Here is a 26,815-nt window from a genome sequence, read left to right on the forward strand (position 1 = left end):
CCCTCAGGCCCGGCCCAGGAACCGGCGCTCTTCCACGTTGATTTTGATCCGGTCGCCAGTGGAAATATGTTCAGGCACCTGAATAACCAGGCCCGTGGTGAGCCGGGCAGGTTTGGTCCTTGCCGTTGCAGATCCGCCTTTGACCGAGGGATCGGTTTCCTCAATGACAAGGTCCACCGTCGGGGGCAAATCCAGCGCCACGGGCGCATCGCTAACAAGAATAACCATCAAGCCCTGGGTATCCTCGTTGATAAACAGCAACTCATCGGCAATGGCCTCGCCATTCAGGCTGTACTGAGTGAAGTCTTCAGTATCCATGAAGACGTACTCTTCGCCGTCTGAATAGGAGAACGTGGCCGGTCTGCGGACCAGGTCGGCCAGATTCAGCATGTCGGAGTCCTTGAACGTCTGGTCGATCTTGTAGCCGGTCACTACGTCGTAAAGACGCATACGGTAAAGGCTGCCGCCGGCTCTGCCCTGGGGCACTGACCGCTCGATGTCCTTGACGAAGTAAACGCCACCCTCGTATTCAACTGCGGAATTCTTCTTGATTTCACCTGCTTTTGGCATTGCTACTGCTTCCAATATATAAAATGGGACAAATACGATGCTGATATACCATGAAGCTGGCTCTCTGGCGATAGCCAGCAAGCGGACTCAGGCCACCAGTGCACGCACGTCTGCCAGAAATCGATCCACCTGCCCCGATGTGGTGGACCATGAACACATCAGACGAGCGCTGCCACCAATGAAGTTGTAAAAATTCCAACCCTTCTCCCGCAAAACGGCCTGCACCGGCTCCGGCATCTCCACGAAAACACCATTCACCTGCCTGGGATAACGAAGCCTGATACCCGGCAGCCCCTGAAGTCCCTTCTCAAGCCGTTCTGCACACCCGTTGGCGTGGCGGGCATTCTGCAGCCATACATCCCCTTCCAGCAGCCCGCACCAGGGCGCCGAAATGTACCGCATTTTTGAGGCCAGCTGCCCTGCCTGCTTACAGCGCCACTCGAAGTCTTCAGCCAGTTCGTGGTTGAAGAACACCACTGCCTCACCCAACGCCAGGCCATTCTTGGTGCCCGAGAAGCACAACACATCCACCCCTGCCTTCCAGGTGATCTCGGAAGGATGCACGTCCAGTGCTGCCACGGCATTGGCGAAACGGGCGCCGTCCATATGAATGTTCAGCCTGTGTTGATCCGCTGTTCTGCGGATAGCATGCAATTCGGCTGGCGTATAAACCGTGCCCACCTCGGTGGCCTGGGTCAGGCTCAGGGCCTTGGGTTTGGGATAGTGGATATCGCTGCGCTTGGTAACCAGATACTCAATACTTTCCGGAGTCAGCTTTCCGTCCGCGCCCTGCCCCAACATTAACTTGGCCCCGTTTGAGGCGTACTCGGGCCCGCCACATTCGTCGGTTTCTATGTGCGCCAGCTCATGGCAGATAACACTGTGAAAGGATTGGCCAATGGAGGCCAGGGCAAGCGAATTGGCGGCGGTGCCATTGAACACGAAGTAGACATCGCAATCCGTGTCAAACAGCGTTCGAAGGTCATCCGCCGCCCGCTGTGTCCAGCGGTCCTCGCCGTAGGCCGGCTCATCGGTACAATTCGCCTCGGCCATCGCCTTCCAGGCTTGTGGGCAAACACCGCTGTAGTTATCACTGGCGAACTGTTCGGACTCTGACACGACGCCGCTCCTTCATTATTCGGGTGACGGGCCGCACCATGCGGCCCATCCTGTTCAGCTCATCAATCCCAGGTGTTCTGCGTCCTTCAGGATACAATCATCCAGAAGTTCGAGATACGCGGCCTTGGCTTTACGCTTGGTCTGCTCGTGCGCCTTCATGTTCAGCTTACGGAACTGCTGGGCCACTTCATTCGCCCTCGCTTTAAGCTGCTCCGGCGCAACCACCTCATCCAGGAAACCGGCTTCAACGGCTCCTTTGGGGCTGAAAATTTCCGCGTTGATCACGGAACGGTAAAAATGCGACGGCGACAGGCGGTGGCGCGCAATTTCGATACCGGCATGGTGCATGGTCATGCCGATGGCCACTTCGTTCAGGCCCAGCTTGAAATCACCCTCGATACCAATGCGGTAGTCCACCGACAGGAGAACGAACGCGCCCTTGGCAATGGCGTGGCCACTGCAGGCACCGATTATCGGCAGCGGGAAGGCTGCCAGGCGACGGGTGAACCGTGAACCGACCGTGACCAGCGCGGACGCTTCCTTCGGCCCTTTCTGCATTTCCTTCAGGTCGTAGCCGCCGGAAAGAATACCGGGCTGTCCCGTCAGAATGACCACGGCCTTGTCTTCCTCGGCCCGATCAAGGGCGTGATTCAGCGCCTCAAACACGTCGTGGCTCAGCGCATTCGCCTTGCCATTACTGATAGTGATTGTGGCTACGCCATCTTCCAATTGGTAATTTACAAGGTCCGTCACCGGAATACCCTCTTGCTGAAGTTGAATTTTGGTGTGGCGAACTTTGCCACCTTCTGCCCAAACTAGCTACTCTCAGGCATGCGCCGCGTTTTCCCGTACATCCAGGCCAACCCTAACAACGCCAGGCCAAGCCCCATAAACGCGGCTACCCGCCACAGGCCCTGCAGGCCCGCCATGTCGATCAGGAATATCTTGCCTATCACAACACCCAGCAGGGCCATGCCCGCCTTGCGAAGCACCTCGTTGTCACGTCTCGTAGAATAGAAAATGGCGGCAATGGCATACAACATGCCCACTACCGAATAGCTGTACAACTCCCCCTCTGACACACCAAACGACAGCCCCATCTCACTACCCTGCCAGAGCTGACGAATTTCCAGCAGGGTAAACAACGCAAAACAGGCAGCTGCCACGCACAACGACCATAGCCGGGGTGCAAGCTGAGGGAACCGGCTTGCAACAAGCGCCAGCAGCACCGGGCCACCAAAGGCAGGCAGCAGCATGTTGAATATCGCAGCATCACCAATGACGCTGTCGCCCCACCAGGGATTGTGCACAGTAACGAGAGTGAGATAACTCAGTATGGACAGTCCAAGCAGAATCCACGAGAACAGGCGATAGAGCCATTCCAGCGACTGGCTTGCTCTTGCGCGCACCATGTAGGTCAGGCTAAGCGCGCCCCACAGCATGGTGTTGATGGTCGCCTCGGTGAAACTGTACTCATGGGCAAAAATATCGCCCTCATAGAGCCAATGACGCATCTCTGCGCCGAGGAACAACACCAGCAAATGCAGTGTTGCCCCTTCGAGCCACGGGCGAATGCCATGATTCCTGCCGGCCATCCAGGTGGCAATGCCTGCAAACAGCGCCGCCCCACCATAGGTCCACAGGGACCAATGCACAGAGGCATCGTAGTCCTGCAACCATGGATTGAAGGTCAGCCGTGCAACGACCAGGGCCAGCGCCACTTTCAACAGCAGGTACAGTTCCGGCATCTCATAGCGGCGCGCCAGCCAGGTCAGACTGACAAACTGGGCAGAAAGCGCCAGCGTCAGTGAGCCTTCGCGGAACAGCATCACTGCTGCCAGGGAGTAACTCATGTGCGCCGCGAGAACGGCCCAGACAACGCCACCCCGATAGCGTTCGAGCGCTTCCATTTTCCAGGCCAGCACACCGTACACGCCGCCGATGACCAGCATCGCCACCGACCAGGTGACAGACGTTTCGGAGCCGTGAATCAGTAACCAGCCTAGAACCAGCCATACCAGGGGTGACAGAAACGTTAACGAGGCCCACCGCCGCTGATCACTCTGACGCACCCAGTGCCACAATCCCAGACCAACAGTGATTACGGCGGCAGCAATGAGATAGGAAAGAAAGCTGTCCTGTTGCTCCAGGGGCATCTGAGTCGGGAACAGCGTGTCTGCGCCACTGCGAGCCCTGTACCCCAACCAGCCTGCTGCGCTGGCCAGCACCGCACCCCAGGGAAGAAACCACAGCGCTCCGCGGCTCTGTGGAGCCAGCGCCGCCACTGGCAGGATCAACAACCAGCTCCAGAACAGCGGGCTGGAAACTGACTGGTCATCCATCGACAGTGCCCAGACAATCAACAGCGCTATCAGCACTTCCCGCAGGCGCGGCGCCTCCACCTTTGCCGAACCCGGCAGGATCGCGAAGACCAGAAACAACCCGGCGATATACCAGGCTGTCGCGGCTCCAGCGGCAGCAGAAGACACGGTAACCAACCACCACAAAAGTGCGCCAGCCAATGTGGCGTACCACAGCCAGTCGCGGTACACATAGCGCATCAACAGTAGCGAGCTGAGGGTAATCAGGAAGCTGTAAGCCAGCACAAATGCCACGCTGCCATCCTCACCACCGATCAGCAGAGGCACCAGATAGGCACCACTTAACCCCATGACTGCCAGCAACGGGCCATGAACCAGTGCTAACACCATGGTGCCCAGTGATACCACCGCCAGGCCGACCAGCCCCGTCGTCGGACTGACAAGTCCATAGTGGTGTACACCGGCCAGCAATGCGGCATATAAGGTAATACTGCCGCCGCCCGCCAGCGCAGCGAACACCTGGTTACGGCGGCGCAGGTATTCCGCTCCCGCATGCAACGCAAGACCACTTGCCAGAGCCATGATCAGTTGCTGCACAGGGCCAATAAGCCCGGCATTGATGGAATGGCTGACCATGAATATTCCCGCCAGGCACACACTCAGACCGCCAAGCCAGACCATCCAGTTTTCTTTCAGGGTACGAACCAGGCGGGAAGACTTTCCTGAGTCCGATGCGTTACTGGTTTCCGGGCGGGGCGAAACAACCCAATCATCGGTTGATGGCGCGGCTGGCCCGGGATGCGGTTCCGTCAGATGCCGCGCGGTGACGACGGGCGCTTCAGGCTCGTCCAGTTCCAATGCCGGCGGTTGATCCCCCCGTACCATCTGGCGTTTGAGCCCTGCAATTTCTGCTCGCAGCACTGACAGTTCGTGCTCCAGTGACGCCATACGAGCCGACTGGTCACCACGCCGGCGAAAGGCGAGAAAGCCCAGGACGGAGCCAACCGGAACAAGCACCGCAACGGCTAAAACCAGGATGAGGAGTAATGCTTCCAAGCTCTTTTCCCCTTCTTCAGAAGCTTGACATCTCGTCCTGCAGGTCGCGCTTCAGCTCCTCCGGCTCTGTTATCCACAGTGTGTCACCGCGGCCGGGAAAGACACCTACCTCCAGGCCGTCTTTGGTCAGGCCAGGTACCCATTTTTTGAAAAAATCAGGTAGCGAGATACTTTTCGGGGAGAGGTCACTGGCACCTTTCGCGTACTCCACCGCAAATGCCGAGCTGGGCCATACCGGCAAATGAGCAAGGGCACCGTCGTCCGATTCGATCTTCAGGAAGCGGTTCTCCGAATTCACCAGAATCCAGATTTCCCGCTCCTCACCCACCAGGCTCAGGAAGTAGTCGTATCGCTCTTCACCATTCAATTCGAGGATCTGGTTCATTTCGTCGTTGGTCATGGCAGTCATTAACAGTTGCACTCCGGTAAGATACCCTGCCCCATTCACCTGCTACACTGGCAGTGTTCAGGGCTACTTTGGGCCTTGAGATTTGGTTCCACAAGCACACTATAAGGAAATTGGAATGGGAAGCACGAAACTCATTGGCCTGGTTCTGCTGGTGGTTGGTATTGCCCTGCTCTTCTTCGGGTACCAGTCTACACAATCAGTGGGGGACCAGATTACTGAAACGCTCACCGGTCGCTTTACGGATGAAACCATGTGGTACCTGATTGGTGGCGCCGCAGCCGTTGTTGCGGGTGGATTCCTGGCGTTCGTCAGAAAATAATCATTGCAGGAGAGCAGACGTATGACACTTCACCTTGAACTTGCCCCCCTGATCAGTCTGGGTGCAGGCATTGGCATACTGGTATTTCCAAAGCTGCTCAACTACATCGTGGCAGGCTACCTGATCGTTCTGGGCGTTCTGGGATTACTGGGGCATTCCTTCTGAGGGCACCACACCCGTAACAGGAGAGCCCGGGTAGACTCGTTGATCCCGGGCTTCAGCGATCCACGTGTCCGAGCGAGCGTTCAGGGTCGATTTCGTCCCGTACCAGTTGCTTGAGCACCTTGATCTCCGGAAATCCTTCTTGCTCCTTGCGGGACCAGATCCGCTTTTCATTAACCCACACCTCGAAAATACCGCCACTTCCCGGATGCAACGCCAGCGATTCCAGCTCGCCTTCGAAGGTGGTCAGCAGTTCCTGTGCCATCCAGGCCGAACGTAGCAGCCAGCGGCAGCCTGTGCAGTAATGGATATCAACTCTGTTTGTCATTGCGCTCGTCCATTATTTTCCGGGAGTGTTTTCGTTCGCAGTATACAGCAGACGCTACGTCTTCTGACCGGGTCGGCGAAACAACACGTAGTTCCCCAGTATGGCCAGCATCGCTCCCAGTACCGCCGTAATAGTCCACTGGAAACCCTCAAGCCAGGTTGACACACTCAAGGCCACTATCGGGAACAGCACCGTTGCACCCTAGAATGTGGCCGTTGTGGGCACCACCCACTCAACCCCCTGAATCAGACACCAGACACCCAGGATCAAGGCGCCATAGACCATGCCCCAGGCATTGGCGACCAGCAGGGGGATCTCTGCAAGTCGAACCTCTATGCTCACCAGGTTCCCCATGGAAAACCAGAAAGTACCCGCAGCGGCAAACAGTATGCTGGCGCCGGTTGCGTTACCCAGCTGCAGGTCATGCCAGAACAACAACGCGACGCCGCTTATGCCCGGTGCCGTTTGCCTGTTTCCGGCGGCTGACCCGGGCCCGTGATCTGCTACGCCAGCCCGGGCATAAAATCACCGCCATCGCCCTGGCCTGCAGTTTCAATGACTCCAGCCAGTTCAGCCGGACGTTCAAGGACTGACCACAGAACCGTCGCCTAAAACTGCGTTCGACCCCGCAGCAACACCTGCACCTGGTCAATGCTGTCGTCCCCGTCCAGCGGGAAAGCAAAGTCCAGGTGCAGCATCCGCTGTACTTCAATCCGGTTTGAGGCCAGCCGCAGACCGAACCCCACATCTTTCAGGACGCCATCAGCCGGGCCATTGTTGCGTCCGTCATCGAACCACGCACGACCCACGTCAGTGAACAGAACACCGCCCAAACGGAACAGCTTGAACGGATGCCAGTCCGGAAAATAGCGCCGCTCCAGCGTCCAGAGTGCTCGCCGGTTACCCTGCTGGTAGTCACTCGGATATCCTCGGAGGCCATTTTCACCGCCGATCAATAGCTGCTGGTCCGCGGTCAGATTTCGGGCTGCCGTCACAGACAGATGGGTATACCAGCTCGTCCACCGCACAGAACCACCGTGAAAGTACTCCAGATTGAGTGTCCCCTGAAGATTCTCGACACGGTTTTCATCCAGGCGATAACTACCACTCTGGCTGAGCCCGTAGCGAGCATAGTTGGTTTCGGTAGCCAGCAGCGCATCCTCGAATTCGATGTTCAACACGACGCGATCTTCTGTAGCTCCCAGCCCGGGAGATGAATAACCCAGTTCTGTAAGCCACACAAACCCATCCCGGACATCCTCAACCCGCTGCAGGCGGGTGAGGTTTGTCATCTCCCGGAAGCGGTTTTCGCGGTAGTCAAAACCGATCCATGGATAGCTCAGGGTCCGGTCTTCCGGCAGTAAGTCCAGGTCGGGCTCATCCGGCAGGCGTTCAAAATTCAGCGCATCATAACGCCAACCGGCAAGCAGCCTCCATTGGCGATCATTACGCTCCGCGAGCCGCCAGCCCACATCAACACTGACGAACTCCTGGCTACGGCGGTAATCAGCAATGGCCTCGGCCCCCACGAAACGGGACTCATCCCGTACGTCGTCCACGCCGCTGAGCCCGAAGCGCCAATCTGTACGTTGGCTAAAAAATGGTCGTTCCAGGTAGACACTACGGCCGCGGCCGTCGCTGCGTTTATCGTAGGAAAATCCCGACTGCCAGTGGGAACCAAGGACATTGGGATCATCATAATTTATGCCGGTCTCGGTGCGGTCCGGGTCCCTGGTGTAGGAAATCCCCACGCTCTTGCCGGACCCCAGAAAGTTCGGGTCGGAAATACCGGTGTTGGTTGTGTTCTCGCCACCGGAACGTGACCCTCCGACCGTAGGAAATAACGTCCAGGTATCCCGTGCCAGAACACTTACCTCCACCTCATCCCCGCAGACACGAGTGACACCAACCCAGGCCGCGGCCAGGTACTCGCGCTGACGGAGAATGCGCTCGGACTCGGCGATGGCATCCGGCTCGTAGACATTGCCCTCACGGAACACTAGCTGGGCACGCAGAGCAGACTCCCAGGTGGGCGTATTGAGTGCGTTCATAGTGCGGTAAAAAACATTGTCCTGGTCCGGATCACTGACATCAAAAATCGGTCGGCGAATGATACGAACCTGGCCAATGCGGGCTCCTTCCGGGATCACCATATCGCTCTGGCGTGCCAACTGGTCCCGGGGCTGGTCAAGGTCAATCGACTCCGGCTGGACCTCGCTGAAGGTACAGCGGTCTGTTTCGGGATCTGCTGCCACGGGCGGGCAGAAGAGTCCTATCCCGAAAATAACAAAGGCACGCTTGAACATGATCAGGTTCTCATACTCGGGGCCTACCTAATCCCTTAAAATATCGTGGCCACCCTCCTGCTGGAAGAAAATGGCGCAGCCAGCATCACCCGCTACTCGGCCCATGGCGAGAAGCTCTGGAGCAGAAAGTTCAGCGCTGCCTCGGTTCACTTGATAACTTGCTCCAGCGGCCGCCGCAGGGATCGTGGCATTTCCGCTCCGCGACCAATTCTCACGACAAAGTCCGGCCGTCGGTTCCCCACACCCAGAAAACGGGCAAATTCCGCTCGCAGCGGAGCCACCTCAACCGGCTGATTAATAAAGGCCGTACTCAGGCCCAACGCGGTGGCCTGCAGGGCGAGTCGCTCGTAGCACCGACCGGCTTCAATCCAATGGGGCTTGTCGTCGATCTCAGAAACCAGTACTGCAATCGCAGATGAGCTCCGGATGTGACGGTAGTCTTTCTGGTTCTGCTTCTTCGCAGAGAACCCGAAGTGCATCGCCATCAAACCCAGCCATCGAGGCACTGCCGGGTTGCCCATGACCGGTCCATACAGACCGTCACCTTTTGTCACCGCCTCTGAACCGTTAAAGCGAATCCAGGACTTGAGCTCCCGGGCCCATTCTGAATCGCCAAACTGGGCGGTATTGCCTTCCGCCACATATCGCGCCACCTGCTCCTTCTGTTCACCATCAGTGAACACAATGATGGAGACTCCATCACCCTGCCCGGCCTTCTCCAATTGCTGCAACTGCTCGGCAGAGAGTTGCGAACCATCGTACTCGACGCGGCTGCACTGCCTTTGGGGAATGGCCTCGAACAAAGGCGACCGGAAAGGGGTTGTTTCCTCAAAATCAATGTTGACCCCCGAGGTTGAGGCATCATAGGAACAGTGGCCCTTCAGCCCCGCCGCTTCTGCTGCCAGCAGCAGATTCTCGGCGGCACAGCCCAGGCTCGCGTACAGGTGGTGGTCGTCAGGGTCGACAGCCGGACATCGCCGTGACAGATCCGGAAGAATCCGTATCCGGTTGTTTTCCAGTTTGAAAATCCAGGGCTGGGTATTGTGACTGGACGCCGCCAGCGTCGCATAATGCACGAGCACTGAATAATCTTGCGCCGCGTTGTCCAGCGCCAGGTGACGCCAGGTCTCCTTTGCATAGTCTGAGTAGTTCATCTCGCCCTCACATGCCGCCTTCAGGCAACGTTGTGTTAGCCAGTATCTTACCAATCGGCCGGCCGCTCTTGACGCATATCAAGAAGACATCCCGTTAGCCGGAATCTGAAGGCGCCTGTCTGTACCGCCCGGCTTTTTCATGCCTATCATGAACTGTACAGCGATAACGGTTCGCCCAATAGCCATCCGCATCCGGGACACTACATATGCCCTCTCCAGGCAAAACCGTTCAACCGGAAACTATCCCATTCGGTTCGCTGGCATTATTTCTGGCGCTGACGTTCGGAATTGCCTGGGGAATCCTCGCTGCGTTCATTTTTTTACCAGAAACCATGGTCGGTGTTTTTGGCGAAATTACCGGTCAACACCCCCTGTTTTACCTTGCGGTCTGGGCCCCGGCCATTGCGGCCTTTATCGTGGTTTTCCGATTGTCGGGCATCGAAGGTTTACGCCGATATCTTGGCCGTTTTCTGATTTGGCGCTGTTCCCGGTGGTGGTATGCATTTCTGCTAATCGGAGTCCCTTTGGTGTTTGTGGCTGGTTCGCTCATGAAGGGCAATATTTCCGAGACAGGCTTTCCCTTCGACTCGATTCTGTCCTTTCTCGGGGCGCTGATTCTTATCGCGATCAAGGGCCCCATCGAGGAATTTGGCTGGCGTGGACTGGCACTGCCCCTGCTACAGCGAAAGGTGGCCCCCATCTGGGCCGCTCTGATTCTGGGCATTATCTGGGGCCTCTGGCATACCCCGGCCTTCCTGCTCAGCGGCACCCAGCAAAGTGCGTGGTCGTTTATGCCTTTCTTCCTGGGCACTATCGCCCTGAGCGTTATCGTAACACCGCTCTTCAATGTCTCACGGGGAAGCATTCTGCTGCCGGCGCTGTTTCATTTCATGCTGATTAATCCGGTCTGGCCAGATGCACAGCCCTACGACACCTACCTCTTTGCGCTTGTTGCTGTAGCACTGGTCTGGCTGAATCGGAAAACCATGTTTACACGCAAATACAGCATCACAGAAGTCATTCCCGGAGAGCGGGCGCCCTCGCCATGAATCAAATGCGCAGGAAACCCACCAGACTGCTTATCACGCTCTTTCTGATATTCCCCTGGCTGTCCTCATGCGCTGACACTCCGAATCCATCAACGAACGACTCTTTACCGGAAACATTCGCAACTGCCCTGAAACGTTTTCAAGCGCAGTACAAGCTCCCCGGCATCACCGCCACCTATGTGTTAGCTGACGGCGTAAGTTACTCTGCCGCCGCTGGCTGGGCAGATGTTGAATCCGGGGCCCCAATGTCCGTCTCTTCCAGAATGCTGGCTGCGAGCATTGGCAAAACCTTTGTGGCTGCTACTACAGTGTCCCTGGCCCGGGAGCGTAATATCGATCTGGACGCGCCCGTATCAAACTGGCTGGGACACAATGCCTGGTTTGAACGTCTACCGAATCATAAAAGCATGACTCTTCGTCATTTGCTTACCCACACTTCGGGGTTACCCAACCATGTCTACATGCCAGCTTTTGCCGAGGCGGTTGCAAGACAGTGGCCCAATCCGGGCAATGCATTCACTCCGGACGTTCTCATCAGCTTCATCCTCGACACAAGCCCCCTGTTTTCCCCTGGGAAAGGCTGGGCATACTCCGACACGGGTTACATCCTGACAGGACTTGTCATCGAAAGCGTGACGAAACGAAGCTACTACGAAGAGCTCGATGAGCGTTTTTTGGCGCCACTGAGACTGGACCAGACAACACCCTCCGACCAACGATTACTAGCCAATCTCGCCACTGGCTATGTCGCTGCAGACAATCCCTTTGGGTTTCCTCCGAAAACCATAGACCAAAACGGCTTCTTGGCGTGGCATCCGGGGCTGGAGTGGACGGGTGGCGGGCTGATCAGCACTTCCCGTGACCTGGCGCACTGGGGAGATGCGCTTTTCCGCGGTCGAGCCATGCCAGCGCCCTATCTCGACACCATGCTCGACTCTGTAGCGATCGGAGCAGATGCCCCCGGCGTAGATTATGGTTTGGGCATTGCCATCAATCGGTCCAGCGAGCTGTCTCCGGTCTATGGTCATGGTGGCTGGATTCCCGGGTACAGTTCCAGCCTGCGCCATTACTCGCAGAGTGAGATTACCATCGCTTTTCAGGTAAACACTGATCGAGTGCCACAAAGTAAGCTGTCAGACGTGGAGCTCTGCCTCGCCAGGATAGTGATTTCGGCCGGGGAAGATATCGCCTGTGTGCCGTGAATAGCCGTGTCCTAAACTCGAAAACGTATAGGAGCTTCCAAATGAAAAAGAGCCTCGCTTTCTCCGCCCTGTTCATCGCTTTTCCCGCCTACGCGCAATTTGCCCCGCAACAGGGAATCAGTGGTGAAATATCATTGAATGCAGGCGTTACGTCTTCAGCATCCAACTTTAACACTGACGGTGACGCGACGATCGACTCCCTTGGAAATGACGCGGAAAGTGATTCAGAAGGGCTTATCGCGCCTCTGGGAAACATTGCCTATACGTTCGGCGCCAATCTCAATCGTCAGTTTTACTTCGGTACGTCGAGGGAAGACATTGCTGTCGGAACCCTGGCAATGCAGCTGGGATACAAACATGAGCTCGCCTCTGGCACCGTCCTGAACGTTTCCTTTTTACCAACGGTGATATCCGGAGAAACCTGGCAAAACCCCTATGAAATCAATACCAAACGCAAAGAAACCGATGTAAAAGGCAATGCATACCGGCTCAGGCTCGAAACCATTTCCGGTTCTGATTTCAGTCTGGATCTTGCCTTTGCCACCACAGACGTTGAAGACGACCTCAACGCAGGGACCGACCTGGCGCGCGATGCTCACAGCTACTATGCAAAAGGCGAATACCGCTTCACGCTCTCGCCCACCAGCTTTCTTATGCCTTCCGCCATTTATATCCAACACGACGCAGATGGCAGTGCCAATTCCTTCGATTCATACGGTACCGAGATAAGCTGGTTCAACATTTTTGACAAACATCGCCTGGTATTGACTGCGGGTTACGCAATGCGCGACTACGCCAGCTCAAGCACGCTGTTTAGCAAAACGCGCTCGGACGATGAGCTGAGCCTGTTCGCTGCCTACGAATACCCGGGGTTCATGGAGTGGGAGGATTGGTCATTTGTCTCTTTTGCCGGTTATGGCAACACTCAGTCCAACCTGACTTTCTACGATGAATCGCAATACCTCGTCGCAGTTGGTTTGAACTATCGGTTTTAACAGGCCCTAGGAACGAGCTCTGGTAATGCGGAACAGCGCATCCGGCGAGATCCGCTTGAGCCACAGCGCGGCCATTTCCTTGCCCTTGCCTACCGGAATCTCACGTTTCTTCGCTTGCAGGCCCTTGAAGACCACCTCGGCGCATTCATTCACATCCATGCCGCCGGCAATGTCCTCGTCCTCCTCACCAAACGCCGAGCCGTCGCCGGCAAGCGCATTGCGGGAGATGTCCGTGCGAATGAAACCGGGAGTAATCGTCGATACGTGCACCCCCTGCCCTTCAACTTCCGCACGGAGGGCATCAAAAAAGCCCATAACCGCGTGTTTGGCCGCGCAGTAGCCGGTTCGCAGGGGCACGCCTACTTTGCCGGCGACGCTGGACGTCACGGCAAGATGCCCGGCACCGCGCTCCAGCATATGGGGCAATACCGCCTTGGTCAGCGCAATCTGGCCCATCACGTCCACATCCATCAGCTTCTGGTAGACCGCCATATCGGTGTCTTTGCACAATGAGCGCTGTGAAACACCGGCGTTGTTAACCAGAATATCAATGGCGCCAAAAGCATCGAGCACCGTCTGGACCGCTCCGGGCAACGACGCCCAGTCAGTCACGTCCAGAGGCAGCACCAGTACCTCATCAGCCGCAAGGCCTGCGTCACGGCAACGACGGGCAACGCGCTCCAGTTCGCTCTTACGCCGGGCAGAAAGAACCAGGCGGGCACTGTCCTGCGCAAATCGAACAGCGAGCGCCTCACCGATACCGGCGGACGCTCCGGTAATCCATACAGTTTGTCCAGACATAACAGCAGCTTCCTTAAAGAGTTTGTGTGTTGCCAAGCCATGTTGGCCGCTGTTTCGGTCAACTCCAGGGTGAGCCTCCCAGGCTGAGATATTGATGCAAACACCCATTTCCGGATAGTAATCCGATAAGCTCGCCAGGTCACGAATGCCCCGGTTGATTTCATCCAGCCAGCAGCAAGCATCAATCATGTTGTGGTAGGGTTAACACACTGATTTCTTGAGCCTCCGACCGATGCGCATCCGGATTACCCACCAGAGAATCACGATTGCACTGCAGCTTATCCTGCTTGCTGAAACGGTATTCGCCGTTTGGGGTCAGCGCTGGTTTACTGCGTTCCTGACAGCAATGATTATTGCCATCACCTTTTTCCCGCTGCTGTTTGAGCGCCGCTTCCGGATTCACATCCCGCCAGAACTGCAGCTTGCTGCCATCGTGTTTGTGTTCGCCTCCCTGTTCCTGGGCGAGATCCGCGGTTACTACACCCGGTTCTGGTGGTGGGATATGGCATTGCACACCATGTCCGGCTTTCTGCTGGGCATTCTGGGCTTCCTGCTGGTCCACATCATGAACGAAACCGAGAAAATACACGTCCATATGAACCCCGGTTTCGTGGCCTTCTTCGCCTTCATGTTTGCCCTGGGTGTTGGCGCGCTGTGGGAGGTTTTCGAATTCACCATGGATGCCGTGTTCGGCATGAACATGCAGAAGCCCATGCTGGGTGACCCATCGGGACTGACGGACACCATGTGGGACCTGATCGTCGATGCGGTGGGCGCGCTGGTGATTTCGGCCCTGGGCTGGCGCTACCTGAAAAATCCCGAGCAGAAATCATTCCTGGAACGCTGGATCGATTCATTCATCGAACGCAACCCGAGGTTCTTCAAGCGGTAAACGGTGGGGCAGCCGGATTCAGCCAAAGTAATCCTGTATCCAGTCAAACAGTGTCGTCGTATCTACATCAGACAACGCCATCTGTTTGAAGTCATTACCCACCTCATCGTCGATGGTGACAAACTGATAGAGCAGCACGCCTGGCTGCTCATCATGCAGGATGAGTGTTATGCGCCGGCGGGTGCGCAGGCAGTCGATGGTCATCACATCGGCCGGTATGCCGGCATCACGCATACCGCGGCGAACTTCCACCACCGGATTGATATGCTGGTGGGCCGCCTGGATGCGGGCATGGGCATCACTGGCCATATCGGACAGGGCTTTCAGCGGATCTTCAGACATTCTATTCAACCACTCCAGATCGGGGAACCAGACAATTCATCGCCGTAATGGACAGATCCCGGAACACAGCCTCCGAAGCAATAACACTCGGGAACCTGTCGTAGACCCCACGTCGGCAGGACGACGTCCTGGCTTCTGCCCCGGAAACGCACTCCGAGAAGGCTTTGGCGTCGCGGTCCTGTCCGGTTGCATCCTCGCACAGTGCAGGAATCCGGGTAACCACCCAGTCCGTGGCGACACTTCGCTCCACCGGATTCGCAGACAGATTGGTAAAGCGGCTGGCATCAACGGTCTTCGGGCGCTCCCGGGTTTGCTCCCAGACAACAAACACCAGGGCTGCGGATACCAGTACAACGGTGACCTTGGGAAACTTCATGGGCGCCTTTTCAATCCGGTGGAACAGGCTCGGGATGATAAACCCTCAGGAATGTGCTGTCTCGGTTTGCGCGGCTATACTGACTGAGACTTTCCCTGGCAGGGCCGTTCAGGAAAAATGGCCCGATCAATCAAACGACAAGGAGTTCTGCAAATGACCACACTGATTGTTGGCCTGGTTCTGTTTCTCGGAGTGCACTCACTATCCATCGTCAACGAACCGCTGCGCAATCGCCTGCATGCCTCTTTGGGCGAGGCCGCCTTCAAGGGGCTCTATTCCGTGGCCTCCCTGATCGGCCTGGTGCTTATCATCTGGGGCTACGGCGCTGCCCGTATGGATCCGACCGTGATCTACACCCCACCGGGCTGGCTCAGACACCTGGCCATGCTGCTTTTGATCCCGATCTTTCCCCTTCTGTTCGCCACCTATTTTCCCGGCAAGATCAAGGCAAAACTGGCGCATCCGATGCTGGTAGCGGTCAAGCTCTGGGCACTTGCCCACCTGCTTGCCAACGGCATGCTGCACGACCTGCTGCTGTTCGGCTCCTTCCTGGCATGGGCAGTGGTCGACCGGATTTCCATGAAGCGCAGAACCCAGCGGTCAATCCCGACCCTGCCGGCGAGCAGGGCGAATGATGCCATTGCGGTCGTCGGCGGCCTTGCGGTGTATGTGGTGATGGTGTTCTGGGCTCATCAGTGGCTGTTTGGTGTGGCGCCGGTCTGACTTCCGGGAATGCCATCAAGGGGTAACGATATTGAACCTGCCTTCCGGCTTGTCGAGCATTCTGAAGAATCCGATCAGGTCCAGCTTGCTGCCTTCAAAGCTGAGGTCGTCGCTGAACAGCAGTTCCTTCAGGCCGGCATTACCCACCAGAATGTCAACAAACAGTGGGCGCGTCAGCTTGAGAGTGGCGTCCGCCGATGTATCGTCGCTGATTTTTCGGTGATGCAGCACTGAGTTCTGCAGGGTCAGCAAGTAACTTTCCTGAAGGTCCGTGAACGTCACTTTGATGGTTGTGGATTTTCCTTCTGCGTCGTCGGCGTTCAGGCGCACCGCCATACTGTCGAAGAACAGCGATACCGGTGTATGGAGCAGAACCTCACGCATCATCGCCGGCTTGATACCCTCTTCCGGTGCTCCATGCCGCAACTCATAGGCGCCTGTGAGATAGAAGTCCCGCCAGGGGCCTGACTCCGCCTGGTAGCCAAGCTGGTCGTAAACATTGGCCAGCAATGCTCTGGCATCCCGGTTATCCGGATCAGCGAAGACCACCTGGTCGAGTAACTCCGCCAGCCAACGGTAGGTGTTCCGACCCTCAGTGACATCCATGTCGGCGGCGGCATCGAATTCCTGTCGGGCCTGCGCCAGAACCTTTTGGGCACCACCCATCATCTCGACAGTCCGTTTTGCCGACTCGCTTTCAGGGAGGGGATTGAGCTGAGAGGGGTTAGCGGTAAACCAGCCCATGTAATGCTGATACACCGCCTTGGCGTTGTGGGAGACCGTGCCGTAATAGCCCTGATTATGAAAATCTTTATTCAGCGCTGGTGGCAGCTGTAGATTCTCGGCAAGCTCACGGGGCGTGGCGCCATGGTTCATCAGGCGCACGCTCTGATCGTGAATAAACTTGTAGGTATCGCGCTGCCTGATCAGGAAATCCTCAATGTTGTCCTGCCCCCATAAAGGCCAGTGATGGCTGGCAAAATACACCTCCGCCTCAGAAAACAGATTCCTTGCCTCATCAATGAACCCGCTCCAGATTCGGGCATCGCGTACCTTTGCTCCCCTGGGCGTGTAAAGGTTGTGCATGTTGCGACTGACCAGCTCCGCGCCACAGAATGCTTTTTGCTCCGGCAAGTAGAACGTGAACTCGGACGGTGCCTCGGAACCGGATACGATCTGGAAAACCATCGTCACCCCATCAACAGTGAGCTCGGTACCGGTCTCGCTGACAATGTCCGTCGGAGCTGCAAAGCCAAACGTGCCAAACGCCGGGCCCTTACCCAAACCAGTGCCCACGTGGCCGCGGTCGTCCCGTTCCAGGCGCTTGCCGTACATGAACATGGCTCTTCGAGTCATGGCCGGTCCTGCGATGATGTTCTCGCTGGTGGCCTCTTCCTCAAAGCCCGCTGGCGCAATAATTCGCAGGTTGGCTTTCTCGTCATCAGACAAATGCTGAAGAACGCCCTGCACCCCGCCAAAGTGATCAATATGGCTGTGGGTAAACAGAATCGCCCGCACCGGCTTTTCCCCCAGATGTTCACGCGCAAACAGGAAAGCTTTGCTGGCCGTTTCCCTTGCGGTCAGCGGGTCCACCAGTATCCAGCCCGTGTCACTCTCGATGATCGACATGTTGGCCAGGTCGTAACCCCGGATCTGGTAGAGCCCCTGCGTCACCTCGAACAGACCGTGGATATTATTGAGGGCGGCCTGGCGCCAGAGGCTGGGATTGACCGAGGCCGGAGCATTCTCGCCCTCACTATCAATAAAGGCATAGCCCGGCATGTTCCAGACTTCTCCCCCATTCAGATGGCCAATCACCAAATCAGGATCCTGGGCAATCAGGCCGCGGCGCGCATTCTCGAAGTCTTCACGATTATCAAATGGGCGCTGTTCAAGCACCTGCTGATTGGCTTTGGCGGTGCTGGCTGTCGGCGCACTATGCCCGGCCTCGTTGGCTCCGGTTGATTGGCCCGGGCCAGCATCGCATCCGGCCAGCGCCAGACCTGACAGCAAAACAAGAAAAACACGGGAAGACAGGAACATGGCTAAGCCTGCAGCTCTGTTGTTATTGGTCATTCTGTAAGTTTACCCTCAAGCCTGAATAATCCTCTAGAATCCCCTCATAGCCCAACAGCCGGTTACCAATGAGTAAAGCCCTGTTCGCCAGACTGCCCCTTACTTTTCCAACATTGCGCCCCGCGTTCAAATCCTCGAACCTGGACATCACCGAACTGAGGATATAGCCATGAGCGAGCTATTCGACTTCGGCAAAAACATACTCGAGCAACAACCATTCAGTGTGCTTCTGGGCACAGAACTCAGGGCCTTTGAGCCCGGGAAAGCTGAGCTGGCGCTTGCCGTCAGGGGCGAACTGAAGCAGCAGCATGGTTTTGTCCATGGGGGTGTGGTCAGTTATCTGGCAGACAATGCCCTGACCTATGCCGGCGGTTCGGTGTTGGGTGATTCGGTCACATCCGAATACAAGATCAACTACCTGCGGCCCGCCCTGGGGCAAACATTACTCGCCAGGGCAACCGTGATTTCAGCAGGAAAAAAACAGGCGGTATGCCAGTGCCAGGTTGTGGCCATTAACGACGGTGAGGAGCGGGTAGTCGCCGTCGCTCAGGGCACGATTACCAGAATAGGTTAGGCACCGGCGACAAGACGGGATAAGCTCTGTATAGATGCATATCCTACAAATGAGAAAAGCAATGAGGTACCGTTCGTCGTTTTTTAGCCTGGTACTGGCGAGCCTGGCCTTTTTGTGCACATCAACCCTGGCGGAACAATCACACAGCAAATGTGAATTACGGGTCGGCTGGGATGATTGGCCCCCCTATATTGAATTCGAGAATGGCCAGTTTTACGGCCTTGAATACGGTCTTTTAAAAGCCACAGCCGATGCCGCTGGTTGCAGTCTTGATATGATCCAGGTGCCTTGGGTGCGTGCATTACACATGCTCAGCAAGGGCTCGCTCGACCTCTTATACGGCGCCAGCTATTCGGAAGAGCGCGACGAATTTTCCCGCTATTCGCTTCCATACCGCCAAGAGCAATTCGTCCTGATTACCAAAAGAGAAGCATACGACCAGGGCCGTTCAGTTTCACTTCACGACTGGCTCCAGTCCACGCCAGCACACGGAGGCCGAAGTCCCCTGGGGCTTTTCCGCGGCAATTTCTACGGCGAGAAAATGGAGCGCATTCTGGACGACAACAAAGATAATGTTGAGCGGGTTTACCTGGGCAGCAACGAGCAGATGATCGAAATGTTGACCCGCAACCGTCTGGACGGCTTTATCACAGAGGATGGCGTTGCCCGGATGCTTGCGGGGACTTTCCCTCCCGCGCTACAGCGGCTCGTTATCAAGGAACAGGTCGCGGATCCCCTGCACTATATCTTCTCACTGGAGGTTCCTGTAGAGGTAATTGAGCGCTTCAATGCAGCGATTATCAACGATACGCAGGATTGACCAACACTACGCAGCAACTCGTCAAACCTGTGCCGGAAGCGTTCCATGCCAAAGGGGCAAGACCAGCCCCGCACTGCAATACTACCCATCGTCCGGAACCCCCTACAACTGTCCGGAATTCCTGCCACCAAGCGATCAAAACCCCAAAGCCGATTTAGCCAAATCAACGACTTGAAGCCCTGGCACGATATTTCCTTGTTTGTAGCTGCCGAACAATAAATCCAAGAAAGGAGCTTACAACAATGAATATTCCGTCCATTCAAAGGCACGGCGGCTCGGTATTGTCCGCGCTTATCCTGTCAACAATTCTGATAATCACGATACAACCGGCCAGTGCCGGACAAACCCACGCCTACACCCTGCCCCAGCAGGGTTATAATCAGTCCCGCGCCAGGGATTACAAGGTGTATGTACCCGATAGCCTCGCCGCTCCGGCACCAATGGTGATGGCACTGCACGGCTGCAAGCAGACCAATAACGACGTGCTGAATGACTGGGGCCTGACCGCCGCCGCAGACGAATACGGGTTCATCCTGGTGGCACCTTTTATCACCAGTTACGACGGGCTGCGAAACGAAAACTGCTGGGGGTTCTGGTTCGACCACCACCGCCATGAAGGCGCAGGTGAAGTGGAGGACCTGCACCAGATCGCACAGGCCGTGGAGAACAACTTCAGCATCGATCCCAACCGCCGCTTCATCACCGGGCTATCCTCAGGCGGCGCCATGGCCACCGTGGCAGCCGTGGCACACAATGAATACTGGGCGGCCGCAGCACCGGCCTCAGGGCTGCCCTATGGCGAAGACTCTGCCTCTGTATCGTTATCCGGACAGTGCCCGGGAAGCGCAACATTCCACAGCGTCTCCCGGGTGGCGTCGGATATGCAGAACGAACTGGATGACACCTACCCCATCCCGTTGATGGTCCTGCAGAACGAAAACGACTGCACTGTGCTGAAAACCGCCGCCGACAATACCCGCGACGCGCACCTGAAGGTATTCGGCGACCTCGCCTTCGACACACCTGCCGAAGCCGAGGCTTCATCCACGGCGTGTGCCCCCTATTACCAGAGTAATTACAACTGCGAGCACACCCGCTATACCCGGGACAGCACCTTGGGCACTCGCTCTGTTGTCGAAACCGTTTACCTGGACGGCCCCTTGTCCACCCCCAACACGCAGGACACGGACCACGGCCACTATTGGGTTGGCGGTGAGAATGGCAACAACGGAAAATGGTCTGTCAGGGTCGGCCCCAGCTACCCGGACATCATCTGGGAATTCTTCAGCCGCAACAGCCGTGATGGTACTGACCCGGAAGGGTTCCCGGTAATTACCCTGATTGGCGATAACCCGATGACGGTGAACATCAACACCACATTCACCGATCCCGGCGCCACCGGCGAGGACACCGAAGATGGCTCCCTGACTGTGAACGCCGACTGCAGCGAGGTGGACACAGCAATCGCAGGTTCCTATAGCTGCACCTACTCTGCCACCGACAGCGATGGCAACACCACTACCAAAGACCGGGCCGTGAATGTCGTCGATCCCAACGCCCCCATCGAAACCTGTGATCAGGCCACTGCCTCACCAAATGCCCACATCTCTGAAGGCCGGGCCTATGCGGGTGGGTCTTATTCTCTGCGGGCACTGACATCCGGCGATGATGTAGACATTGGCGGTTCCTTTGACACCTGGAGCACTATCACCCTTCACGAGGGAGAGCCGGGGCTGTGGTATGCCAGCGAGCCTGCTGCATGCACTGGCAATGGTGGTGCCGGTGGAAATGACGGTGGTGGGGAGTTTACCTGCAAGGACTGGAACGACACCAACCTCAACCATGATGTTGCAGGGCGGGCTTACTACGCCGGAGGTTATTTCACCACCGGCGGTGATGACACGCTCGGAGCCCTTTCAGGCATCTACACCTGGGTGAAAGAAACCTCTGACGGTTTCTTCGAGGCCGGGGCGTGTAACTAACGCTCATTAAAAAAGGACCCCGAGGGGTCCTTTTCTGTATCAGGGCCAAAGCCCCTTCCGGTGCATCCAGGGGAACGCTTCCCCTGGGCAATCACCGTTACTCTGCAGGCTCATTGACGTCGTTTGCAATCAGAGTCACCGCGGTTTGCACCAAGGCACGGCCGTTAAACACGGCGCCGGATTTCATTTCAACAGCAGTCATTCCCAGGATAATGCCGTTAAACGTTGTTCCAGCCTGAAGTGTGACATCTTCTGCCACCTGCCAGAATACATTCTCGGGCAGAGCACCACCGCTCAGTATGATTGACTTGCCGTCCTGGACCTTCAGACCTTGGGCAATCTGGAAGATCCAGACATCCATGGCACTGCCATGAAGGGTCACATCTGAAGTCACCAGCACGCCAGAACTCCATCTGTAGACACCGCGATCCAGAGTCAGCCCGCCAATTTCACCGGCACCCAGCTCAGTAAAGTCCACTGCAACACCCGCAGCATTTGTGTAAGCCGTTTCCATGTCACTAACGGCGGTAGTCAGGATTGTAGGCGTGTCGGGGGACATATTGGCCGCGAACAATTTGCCTGTCACGAGGGGTGACGTAGCAAAGGTACCGCTAGCATCAAGCGACTCACCAAAACCGGTCAGTGCGGTGCGATCTACAGGGCTGACGGCAATGTCGCCCAGAATATCCGTGGTGCCGGTGGTGGAAATGCCGGTTTTTGCCAGAAGCACGTAGTTACCTGCGGTGCCAAGGTTGACTGCTTCCGGGTTAGAAGAAGCGGCTGCACCCGTTGTAAAACTCAGCGTTGTTAACGCCAAGGGATTAGCTGCCAGATCGGTAATGGAGGTATTCAACGTCAAGGTATGCAGCGTATCCGCATCAAGATTGGCGTCCGGTGAAAACACCACGGTGGTGGGGTTTATAAAGGATAATGCACCGGTCACGACATTGTTGGTAACTTTATTGGTTAAGACAATACTTTGCGCAGTTACAGTATCCGGATCAATCGCTTCAGAGAACACAATGTTGAGCTTAACGTTAAGCAGAACACCGGGGTCAGTATCTAGTTGCGGATCGCCGTCTTTCGGAGTGGTTGCATCGGTATTGAGTGTGGGAGCAGTTTTATCCTCACCTAACCCCGTGGTGAACGTCCAGACAACATTTTCCACCAGCGAATCGCCGGCCGCATCTTCAACGTCCGTAGTCAGAGTCGCAGTATACACCGTCGAGTCAGCGAGATTACTGGTCGGCGTGAGTGAGGCCGTCTTGGTATCGGCATCATACGATACCGCGCCGACTATCGCAGTTTCGCCCGCACCATGCAGCGTGAAGCTGGTTTGATTGACGGTTTCGCTCTTTACGCCCTTGTTGAAGACTGCGACTACCTTGCTGTTAGTCCCGATACCCTTCTGGGTGTCCGCCGGGGCGGTAGACGTAACTGACAGTGCAGCAATGACCACTGGTTCATCGGTAGTGGTTTTCGAATTGCTGCTGTCACTAAAGCAAGCGGATAACGACAAGGCTATCAAAACGAGAAAAGCACTAAATAAATACTTAGTGGCATTTTTTATATTATTCATGTTTATTTCCTACTGCTTTATTCCGTCCATATTCATATGGGCGGCAATGGAAGTGAGCAATAATGCTACTCATTCCGGGATGCTTCACGCGCTCGCAACTGTTTATTTATTCGCAAGAAACGCTATGAATGCGCTTTTTGATTGGTCTATCCGGGCTGAGTCATAATTCAGCCACGCTCACTTATATTCCTTATCCCTTCAATAAGATATATATCTTTTGTATTTATATGTAGCTTCATGGAAATGAAGGGTAAGCGACCCGCCAAAATATTTACCGGGGCACAAAATATCCCCGTGTGCCCATCAGATGGTCGAACCACGGCCGGGTGACACACCAGTTGGCATTGGGGTTTGGGCCCATGTGGTGATCGTAGTGCCAGGGCAGGTGCGCCTTCGCCCATTCGGGGTCCAGGTGGGATTTGCAGTGAACGCGGTAATAGTTCCAGGCACAGTAATACAGCGTACCCACGAAAAAGGGCGCAACCGGCAACATCGGAGTTACAACAACCGCTCCCGCCACCAGGCCGGCAACCTCCTTGCCCTGGGCATGCCAACCCCAGGGCGACCTTTCGTAGGCCGGGTCATGGAAGTCGGTCATGCGCACGTCACGGTGATGCTCGTGCCAATGAAAGCACCAGAAACTGTTGCGGTTCCGGCCCAGGTCATGCAACACATACTTGTGGGTGACCCACTCCACCGCATTGGCGGTGAGCAGCCCCAAAGGAATACCAATCATGACAACCTCCGGTCAGGGTTTAACTGGAGGTTCAGGCTATCCTTCCCGGTGCTCAAACGTCCTGTCATCCGACACCCAAAAATGTGGCCACGAAAAACAATTTGAGGCACCCCATACCAGCTATAGTCATAATATGAATTCTCCACAAAGCGACCCGTGGCTCACCCTGCCTGCCAGTGTGGCCTGGCCCTATGTCGGTGCCTTGCAAAACCTGCTTGGGCAGGCCGGGTTCCAGGTTCGACAGTGGCTCGCCGAGGCCGGTGTTGAACCGCAATCGGCAGATAGTGACGGAAGGATCTCCCTCTATCACGCCCTGTCTCTCTGGCACCGGGCCGAGCGTGACGCCCGGTCGCCCCTGCTCGGGCTTCAGCTTGGCCAGGCGGTACAACCAAGGGATTTTCCAATACTGGGGCAAGCAGTTCTGAGTGCAGACACACTTAGGGCCGCGATTTATCGCCTACAGGAATTTGAATCGCTGATCTGGGACATTGGCCTGTGCCGTCTCCAGATCGACGGGCAGGATGCGAAGCTGGTGCTCAGTCCCCAGCATGACAAACTGCTGCCCCGGGGCATCATTGAACTGGCAGTCAGTGGCTGGCTGAGTATCGGGCGAAGGCTGCTACCGGAATACCAGGGCAGCACCGTCAGCTTCAGCCACCAACCGCTTGCGGACGAGACACTGTATCGGCAATACCTGGGCACCGATGTGCGTTTCGACCAACCATTCAATGGCCTTATCTTCCCCACATCCTGGCTGGACATCCCACTAACGGCTCGGGATGGATACCTACAGGCTCTCCTGCAACAGCAGGGCCGGCGCTTGCTCGCCAATTACCACCGCGACCTGAATCTGCCCAATGAGGTACGGGCCCAGATCGGCAAGCGTCTACTGGAAGGACCTGTTGAGCCAGCTGGCACCGCCCGGGAGCTGGGCTTCAGTACCCGCAGCCTCAGGCGCAAACTGGCGGCCCGCAACACCAACTGGAGTTCCCTCTATGAGGAAGTGCGCCGGGACCTGGCCTTGCTGTGGCTCCAACAGCCGGAAGCCCCTCTGGCCGACATCGGCCTGCTGCTGCAGTTTGCCGACCAGAGCGCCTTCAACCACGCGTTCCGGCGCTGGACCGGTGAAACACCCGGCCGGTTCCGTCGCCGGCGCCACAACCTCCCGGAATAATCCCTGCACTTGTTTAAATATGTAATTGCGCACTGGCACGACGCCTGCCAACCACTGACTCACCTCTGGTGACTTAATCGCGGAAAACGTTAAATACCAACAGGTTATAAAGAGAACACCGCTTCCGAATCGTGTTACGTTCGATCTCAAGATGTATCCCTCCGTAAGCGCCAACTTCCTGACAAATTCAACCTGCCAAATCCTGAACCAACCCACAAATAACCGAAAACCGCCTCGGTATGATTTGCCTGAATTCGTCAATGAAATGGTGCGCAACAATGTCAATTTGCGGCAAAAAATTATCGAAGCACGGACTGCTGATGTTACCTGCGGTGGTTCTGCTCTCGGGCTGCGGACTGGATATTACTACCGCCGAAAGCACTTCAGCAGCACAGTCCCAGGGTTCGAACGAGCCGACTGTCGAGATCGCCGGTGCGGCCATGAAAGGCGTCATACAGCAGGGCCTGGTAACCGCGAACCGCCTGATTTCCGACAAAGACGGCCACTATGCCCCGCAACGACAGGCGGCCAAGCCGGTACTGACCGCGGACGATGGCAGTTACGAGTGGCAGCTACGAGGAAAGGCAGATGGCTGGGCTCTGGTGGAGCTTCAGGCAGATGCTGGCACTCGCATGATCTGCGACGTTGTCCCCCATTGCGAACAGAGCGGCGCAGAGGCTGTTGCCTTTGGCCAACCCATGGGGCTGGACAGCAACTTCAGCCTGCGCGGAGCCGGCGATCTGAGAATGGAAACCGTCAACCTGACCCCGCTGACCCATCTGGCCGTAACCCTGGCCGAGCGCAGCACAAGCGGTCTTTCTCCAGAAGCCCTCTCTGACGCTTACGAGACAGTAGAGGACTGGTTTGGACTGGCGGCCGGCGCCCTGCGCCTCACCCCGCCGGACCTGACCCGGCTGGATGAGTCAGACGATGTATCTGCCGATGCCCTACAGGTCGCTATCGCGAACGCCGCTTTCCTGGCGCTGGTCAACGAAAACGCCCAATGGGATACAATTTCCGATGTGCTGAACAACATGACCGCCCAGGTCAGTGAAACCGGCCAGATCAGCCTGACAGGTGATGGTGGGAACGTAGCCCTGGCGGATCTTGTTTCTGCGGCAGCGGTTCAGGCGTCTGAACTTCAGACCAGCGTGGACTCAAGCATCATCAACCAGAGACTGTTATTAGTCGAGTACCGCACCGTGCAACGTTTAAAGACCGTGGCGGATGTTTACGATGACAGTTCTAGCGACGCTACAGCCGACACTGGAGCCGAAACCAGCGAACCGCCGACAACAGAAATCGCCCCGGAAGAAACCATTCCGGCCGACGCCGCCCTGCTGAGCTGGACCGCGCCACTAACCCGCGAAAACGGTGATAGCCTTTCCATGGGTGAAATTGCCGGCTATGAAGTAGTCTACGGCACCAGCGCAGAAACCCTGGACCAGAGCCTCGCCATAGGTGATGCGTCAGTCGACGAGCTGCTGGTGGATGAACTCACCGCAGGGACCTGGTATTTCGCAATCCGTACACTGGACACGGATGGCAATCCCAGCCGGCTCTCCGAGGTTGTCTATAAGCAGATCTGAGTCCGCTGGGAATCACCTCTTGCCCAGAAACCGCGGCAGCTCAATGGCGTGACCACCGGACCGTGGCATCTATAAAGGAGTGCGAGCCCGGGTTGAGTAATCAAAGAGTGGGCTGTGCCGGTATTCGTTATTATGATCGACTACCGGAACAACACGGGAGG

General features: G+C 56.5%; 28 protein-coding genes. 13 read left to right on the forward strand and 15 right to left on the reverse strand.

The window, feature by feature from the left end; all coding sequences use genetic code 11:
- Positions 1-3: 3 nt before the first annotated feature.
- The 5 genes from efpL to FDP08_RS07265 form a co-directional block, all read right to left on the reverse strand.
- Positions 4-570 carry an elongation factor P-like protein EfpL gene (efpL, locus tag FDP08_RS07245; protein WP_137435321.1) on the reverse strand — a complete coding sequence of 189 codons (567 nt, stop codon included), beginning with the start codon at positions 568-570 and terminating at the stop codon, positions 4-6.
- Between the two features lie 87 nt (positions 571-657).
- Positions 658-1,689 carry a threonine aldolase family protein gene (locus FDP08_RS07250; protein ID WP_137435322.1) on the reverse strand — a complete coding sequence of 344 codons (1,032 nt, stop codon included), beginning with the start codon at positions 1,687-1,689 and terminating at the stop codon, positions 658-660.
- A gap of 54 nt (positions 1,690-1,743) precedes the next feature.
- Positions 1,744-2,442: a crotonase/enoyl-CoA hydratase family protein gene (locus FDP08_RS07255; RefSeq protein WP_137435323.1), complete on the reverse strand. Its 699-nt coding sequence runs from the start codon at positions 2,440-2,442 to the stop codon at positions 1,744-1,746.
- 62 nt (positions 2,443-2,504) lie between these two features.
- On the reverse strand, positions 2,505-5,066 hold the full coding sequence (locus FDP08_RS07260) for a DUF2339 domain-containing protein (protein ID WP_137435324.1): 2,562 nt from the start codon (positions 5,064-5,066) through the stop codon (positions 2,505-2,507).
- Positions 5,067-5,082: 16 nt separating this feature from the next.
- A complete protein-coding gene (locus FDP08_RS07265; protein ID WP_427901840.1) occupies positions 5,083-5,475 on the reverse strand; it encodes a DUF2750 domain-containing protein in 393 nt (130 codons plus the stop codon).
- A 115-nt stretch (positions 5,476-5,590) separates the two neighbouring features.
- Here FDP08_RS07265 and FDP08_RS07270 point away from each other — a divergent pair, with 115 nt between their 5' ends.
- Complete coding sequence (locus tag FDP08_RS07270) at positions 5,591-5,794, forward strand: DUF3185 family protein (protein WP_137435325.1); 204 nt, start codon at positions 5,591-5,593, stop codon at positions 5,792-5,794.
- Between the two features lie 21 nt (positions 5,795-5,815).
- Entirely contained in the window at positions 5,816-5,959 is a 144-nt protein-coding gene (locus FDP08_RS07275) for a DUF3096 domain-containing protein (RefSeq protein WP_099617637.1), read from the forward strand.
- 52 nt (positions 5,960-6,011) lie between these two features.
- Here FDP08_RS07275 and FDP08_RS07280 read toward each other — a convergent pair whose 3' ends face one another.
- On the reverse strand, positions 6,012-6,284 hold the full coding sequence (locus FDP08_RS07280; RefSeq protein ID WP_137435326.1) for an Rdx family protein: 273 nt from the start codon (positions 6,282-6,284) through the stop codon (positions 6,012-6,014).
- A gap of 201 nt (positions 6,285-6,485) precedes the next feature.
- Positions 6,486-6,719, reverse strand: a complete 234-nt coding sequence (locus tag FDP08_RS20700) for a hypothetical protein (RefSeq protein ID WP_427901841.1) — start codon at positions 6,717-6,719, stop codon at positions 6,486-6,488.
- 23 nt (positions 6,720-6,742) lie between these two features.
- On the opposite strand from FDP08_RS20700, the gene FDP08_RS07290 reads away from it, so the two are divergent.
- Entirely contained in the window at positions 6,743-6,877 is a 135-nt protein-coding gene (locus FDP08_RS07290; protein WP_228263252.1) for a helix-turn-helix domain-containing protein, read from the forward strand.
- A 15-nt stretch (positions 6,878-6,892) separates the two neighbouring features.
- Here FDP08_RS07290 and FDP08_RS07295 read toward each other — a convergent pair whose 3' ends face one another.
- Both FDP08_RS07295 and FDP08_RS07300 read right to left on the reverse strand, forming a co-directional pair.
- Positions 6,893-8,590, reverse strand: coding sequence for a BamA/TamA family outer membrane protein (locus FDP08_RS07295; protein ID WP_137435327.1), 1,698 nt, complete (start codon positions 8,588-8,590; stop codon positions 6,893-6,895).
- A gap of 146 nt (positions 8,591-8,736) precedes the next feature.
- Positions 8,737-9,744: an Acg family FMN-binding oxidoreductase gene (locus FDP08_RS07300; protein WP_137435328.1), complete on the reverse strand. Its 1,008-nt coding sequence runs from the start codon at positions 9,742-9,744 to the stop codon at positions 8,737-8,739.
- A gap of 206 nt (positions 9,745-9,950) precedes the next feature.
- Here FDP08_RS07300 and FDP08_RS07305 point away from each other — a divergent pair, with 206 nt between their 5' ends.
- From FDP08_RS07305 to FDP08_RS07315, 3 genes are read left to right on the forward strand one after another with little or no spacing between them, the layout of a single operon-like run.
- Positions 9,951-10,793 carry a CPBP family intramembrane glutamic endopeptidase gene (locus FDP08_RS07305; RefSeq protein WP_137435329.1) on the forward strand — a complete coding sequence of 281 codons (843 nt, stop codon included), beginning with the start codon at positions 9,951-9,953 and terminating at the stop codon, positions 10,791-10,793.
- A gap of 5 nt (positions 10,794-10,798) precedes the next feature.
- Positions 10,799-11,995, forward strand: a complete 1,197-nt coding sequence (locus FDP08_RS07310) for a serine hydrolase domain-containing protein (protein WP_228263347.1) — start codon at positions 10,799-10,801, stop codon at positions 11,993-11,995.
- 41 nt (positions 11,996-12,036) lie between these two features.
- Complete coding sequence (locus FDP08_RS07315; RefSeq protein ID WP_137435331.1) at positions 12,037-12,990, forward strand: DUF2860 domain-containing protein; 954 nt, start codon at positions 12,037-12,039, stop codon at positions 12,988-12,990.
- A 6-nt stretch (positions 12,991-12,996) separates the two neighbouring features.
- On the opposite strand, the gene FDP08_RS07320 is transcribed toward FDP08_RS07315, so the two are convergent.
- Entirely contained in the window at positions 12,997-13,791 is a 795-nt protein-coding gene (locus tag FDP08_RS07320; RefSeq protein ID WP_137435332.1) for an SDR family oxidoreductase, read from the reverse strand.
- A 232-nt stretch (positions 13,792-14,023) separates the two neighbouring features.
- Between FDP08_RS07320 and FDP08_RS07325 the strand changes: the two genes are divergently transcribed.
- On the forward strand, positions 14,024-14,683 hold the full coding sequence (locus FDP08_RS07325; RefSeq protein WP_137435333.1) for a DUF2238 domain-containing protein: 660 nt from the start codon (positions 14,024-14,026) through the stop codon (positions 14,681-14,683).
- Positions 14,684-14,701: 18 nt separating this feature from the next.
- On the opposite strand, the gene FDP08_RS07330 is transcribed toward FDP08_RS07325, so the two are convergent.
- A complete protein-coding gene (locus FDP08_RS07330; RefSeq protein WP_137435334.1) occupies positions 14,702-15,025 on the reverse strand; it encodes a hypothetical protein in 324 nt (107 codons plus the stop codon).
- A gap of 1 nt (position 15,026) precedes the next feature.
- On the reverse strand, positions 15,027-15,401 hold the full coding sequence (locus FDP08_RS07335) for a hypothetical protein (protein WP_137435335.1): 375 nt from the start codon (positions 15,399-15,401) through the stop codon (positions 15,027-15,029).
- 153 nt (positions 15,402-15,554) lie between these two features.
- On the opposite strand from FDP08_RS07335, the gene FDP08_RS07340 reads away from it, so the two are divergent.
- The gene (locus FDP08_RS07340) at positions 15,555-16,124 is read left to right on the forward strand and encodes an NnrU family protein (protein WP_137435336.1); all 570 of its coding nucleotides are present in this window, start codon (positions 15,555-15,557) and stop codon (positions 16,122-16,124) included.
- A gap of 15 nt (positions 16,125-16,139) precedes the next feature.
- Here FDP08_RS07340 and FDP08_RS07345 read toward each other — a convergent pair whose 3' ends face one another.
- Positions 16,140-18,200 (reverse strand): alkyl/aryl-sulfatase, encoded by a 2,061-nt coding sequence (locus FDP08_RS07345; protein WP_228263253.1) that lies wholly within the window; start codon positions 18,198-18,200, stop codon positions 16,140-16,142.
- 169 nt (positions 18,201-18,369) lie between these two features.
- Here FDP08_RS07345 and FDP08_RS07350 point away from each other — a divergent pair, with 169 nt between their 5' ends.
- The 3 genes from FDP08_RS07350 to FDP08_RS07360 all read left to right on the forward strand — a co-directional run bounded on the left by FDP08_RS07350 (position 18,370) and on the right by FDP08_RS07360 (position 21,576).
- Positions 18,370-18,774 (forward strand): PaaI family thioesterase, encoded by a 405-nt coding sequence (locus FDP08_RS07350; RefSeq protein ID WP_137435337.1) that lies wholly within the window; start codon positions 18,370-18,372, stop codon positions 18,772-18,774.
- Between the two features lie 61 nt (positions 18,775-18,835).
- Positions 18,836-19,594: a substrate-binding periplasmic protein gene (locus tag FDP08_RS07355; protein WP_170978982.1), complete on the forward strand. Its 759-nt coding sequence runs from the start codon at positions 18,836-18,838 to the stop codon at positions 19,592-19,594.
- A 242-nt stretch (positions 19,595-19,836) separates the two neighbouring features.
- Complete coding sequence (locus FDP08_RS07360) at positions 19,837-21,576, forward strand: extracellular catalytic domain type 1 short-chain-length polyhydroxyalkanoate depolymerase (protein WP_137435339.1); 1,740 nt, start codon at positions 19,837-19,839, stop codon at positions 21,574-21,576.
- 97 nt (positions 21,577-21,673) lie between these two features.
- Here the strand turns inward: FDP08_RS07360 and FDP08_RS07365 are convergent, their stop codons facing one another.
- Positions 21,674-23,155, reverse strand: a complete 1,482-nt coding sequence (locus FDP08_RS07365; RefSeq protein ID WP_137435340.1) for an ice-binding family protein — start codon at positions 23,153-23,155, stop codon at positions 21,674-21,676.
- Between the two features lie 271 nt (positions 23,156-23,426).
- Positions 23,427-23,891 carry a hypothetical protein gene (locus FDP08_RS07370; RefSeq protein WP_137435341.1) on the reverse strand — a complete coding sequence of 155 codons (465 nt, stop codon included), beginning with the start codon at positions 23,889-23,891 and terminating at the stop codon, positions 23,427-23,429.
- 133 nt (positions 23,892-24,024) lie between these two features.
- Here FDP08_RS07370 and FDP08_RS07375 point away from each other — a divergent pair, with 133 nt between their 5' ends.
- Both FDP08_RS07375 and FDP08_RS07380 read left to right on the forward strand, forming a co-directional pair.
- Entirely contained in the window at positions 24,025-25,065 is a 1,041-nt protein-coding gene (locus FDP08_RS07375; protein ID WP_170978983.1) for an AraC family transcriptional regulator, read from the forward strand.
- 320 nt (positions 25,066-25,385) lie between these two features.
- Entirely contained in the window at positions 25,386-26,654 is a 1,269-nt protein-coding gene (locus tag FDP08_RS07380; RefSeq protein ID WP_137435343.1) for a fibronectin type III domain-containing protein, read from the forward strand.
- The last annotated feature ends 161 nt before the right edge of the window (positions 26,655-26,815 follow it).

The organism is Marinobacter panjinensis, from assembly GCF_005298175.1.
Taxonomy (GTDB): Bacteria; Pseudomonadota; Gammaproteobacteria; order Pseudomonadales; family Oleiphilaceae; genus Marinobacter; species Marinobacter panjinensis.

Bases quoted from the DNA above. Each gene is read 5' to 3' on its own strand.
- FDP08_RS07340 (WP_137435336.1), top strand. From the start codon at position 15,555: ATGACCACACTGATTGTTGGCCTGGTTCTGTTTCTCGGAGTGCACTCA.
- FDP08_RS07265 (WP_427901840.1), bottom strand. From the start codon at position 5,475: ATGACTGCCATGACCAACGACGAAATGAACCAGATCCTCGAATTGAAT.
- FDP08_RS07295 (WP_137435327.1), bottom strand. From the start codon at position 8,590: ATGTTCAAGCGTGCCTTTGTTATTTTCGGGATAGGACTCTTCTGCCCG.
- FDP08_RS07270 (WP_137435325.1), top strand. From the start codon at position 5,591: ATGGGAAGCACGAAACTCATTGGCCTGGTTCTGCTGGTGGTTGGTATT.
- FDP08_RS07330 (WP_137435334.1), bottom strand. From the start codon at position 15,025: ATGTCTGAAGATCCGCTGAAAGCCCTGTCCGATATGGCCAGTGATGCC.
- FDP08_RS07355 (WP_170978982.1), top strand. From the start codon at position 18,836: ATGAGGTACCGTTCGTCGTTTTTTAGCCTGGTACTGGCGAGCCTGGCC.
- FDP08_RS07325 (WP_137435333.1), top strand. From the start codon at position 14,024: ATGCGCATCCGGATTACCCACCAGAGAATCACGATTGCACTGCAGCTT.
- FDP08_RS07365 (WP_137435340.1), bottom strand. From the start codon at position 23,155: ATGAATAATATAAAAAATGCCACTAAGTATTTATTTAGTGCTTTTCTC.
- FDP08_RS07300 (WP_137435328.1), bottom strand. From the start codon at position 9,744: ATGAACTACTCAGACTATGCAAAGGAGACCTGGCGTCACCTGGCGCTG.
- FDP08_RS07370 (WP_137435341.1), bottom strand. From the start codon at position 23,891: ATGATTGGTATTCCTTTGGGGCTGCTCACCGCCAATGCGGTGGAGTGG.
- FDP08_RS07275 (WP_099617637.1), top strand. From the start codon at position 5,816: ATGACACTTCACCTTGAACTTGCCCCCCTGATCAGTCTGGGTGCAGGC.
- FDP08_RS07345 (WP_228263253.1), bottom strand. From the start codon at position 18,200: ATGACCAATAACAACAGAGCTGCAGGCTTAGCCATGTTCCTGTCTTCC.
- FDP08_RS07360 (WP_137435339.1), top strand. From the start codon at position 19,837: ATGAATATTCCGTCCATTCAAAGGCACGGCGGCTCGGTATTGTCCGCG.
- FDP08_RS07375 (WP_170978983.1), top strand. From the start codon at position 24,025: ATGAATTCTCCACAAAGCGACCCGTGGCTCACCCTGCCTGCCAGTGTG.
- FDP08_RS07280 (WP_137435326.1), bottom strand. From the start codon at position 6,284: ATGACAAACAGAGTTGATATCCATTACTGCACAGGCTGCCGCTGGCTG.
- efpL (WP_137435321.1), bottom strand. From the start codon at position 570: ATGCCAAAAGCAGGTGAAATCAAGAAGAATTCCGCAGTTGAATACGAG.
- FDP08_RS07380 (WP_137435343.1), top strand. From the start codon at position 25,386: ATGTTACCTGCGGTGGTTCTGCTCTCGGGCTGCGGACTGGATATTACT.
- FDP08_RS07320 (WP_137435332.1), bottom strand. From the start codon at position 13,791: ATGTCTGGACAAACTGTATGGATTACCGGAGCGTCCGCCGGTATCGGT.
- FDP08_RS07310 (WP_228263347.1), top strand. From the start codon at position 10,799: ATGCGCAGGAAACCCACCAGACTGCTTATCACGCTCTTTCTGATATTC.
- FDP08_RS07335 (WP_137435335.1), bottom strand. From the start codon at position 15,401: ATGAAGTTTCCCAAGGTCACCGTTGTACTGGTATCCGCAGCCCTGGTG.
- FDP08_RS07350 (WP_137435337.1), top strand. From the start codon at position 18,370: ATGAGCGAGCTATTCGACTTCGGCAAAAACATACTCGAGCAACAACCA.
- FDP08_RS07305 (WP_137435329.1), top strand. From the start codon at position 9,951: ATGCCCTCTCCAGGCAAAACCGTTCAACCGGAAACTATCCCATTCGGT.
- FDP08_RS07315 (WP_137435331.1), top strand. From the start codon at position 12,037: ATGAAAAAGAGCCTCGCTTTCTCCGCCCTGTTCATCGCTTTTCCCGCC.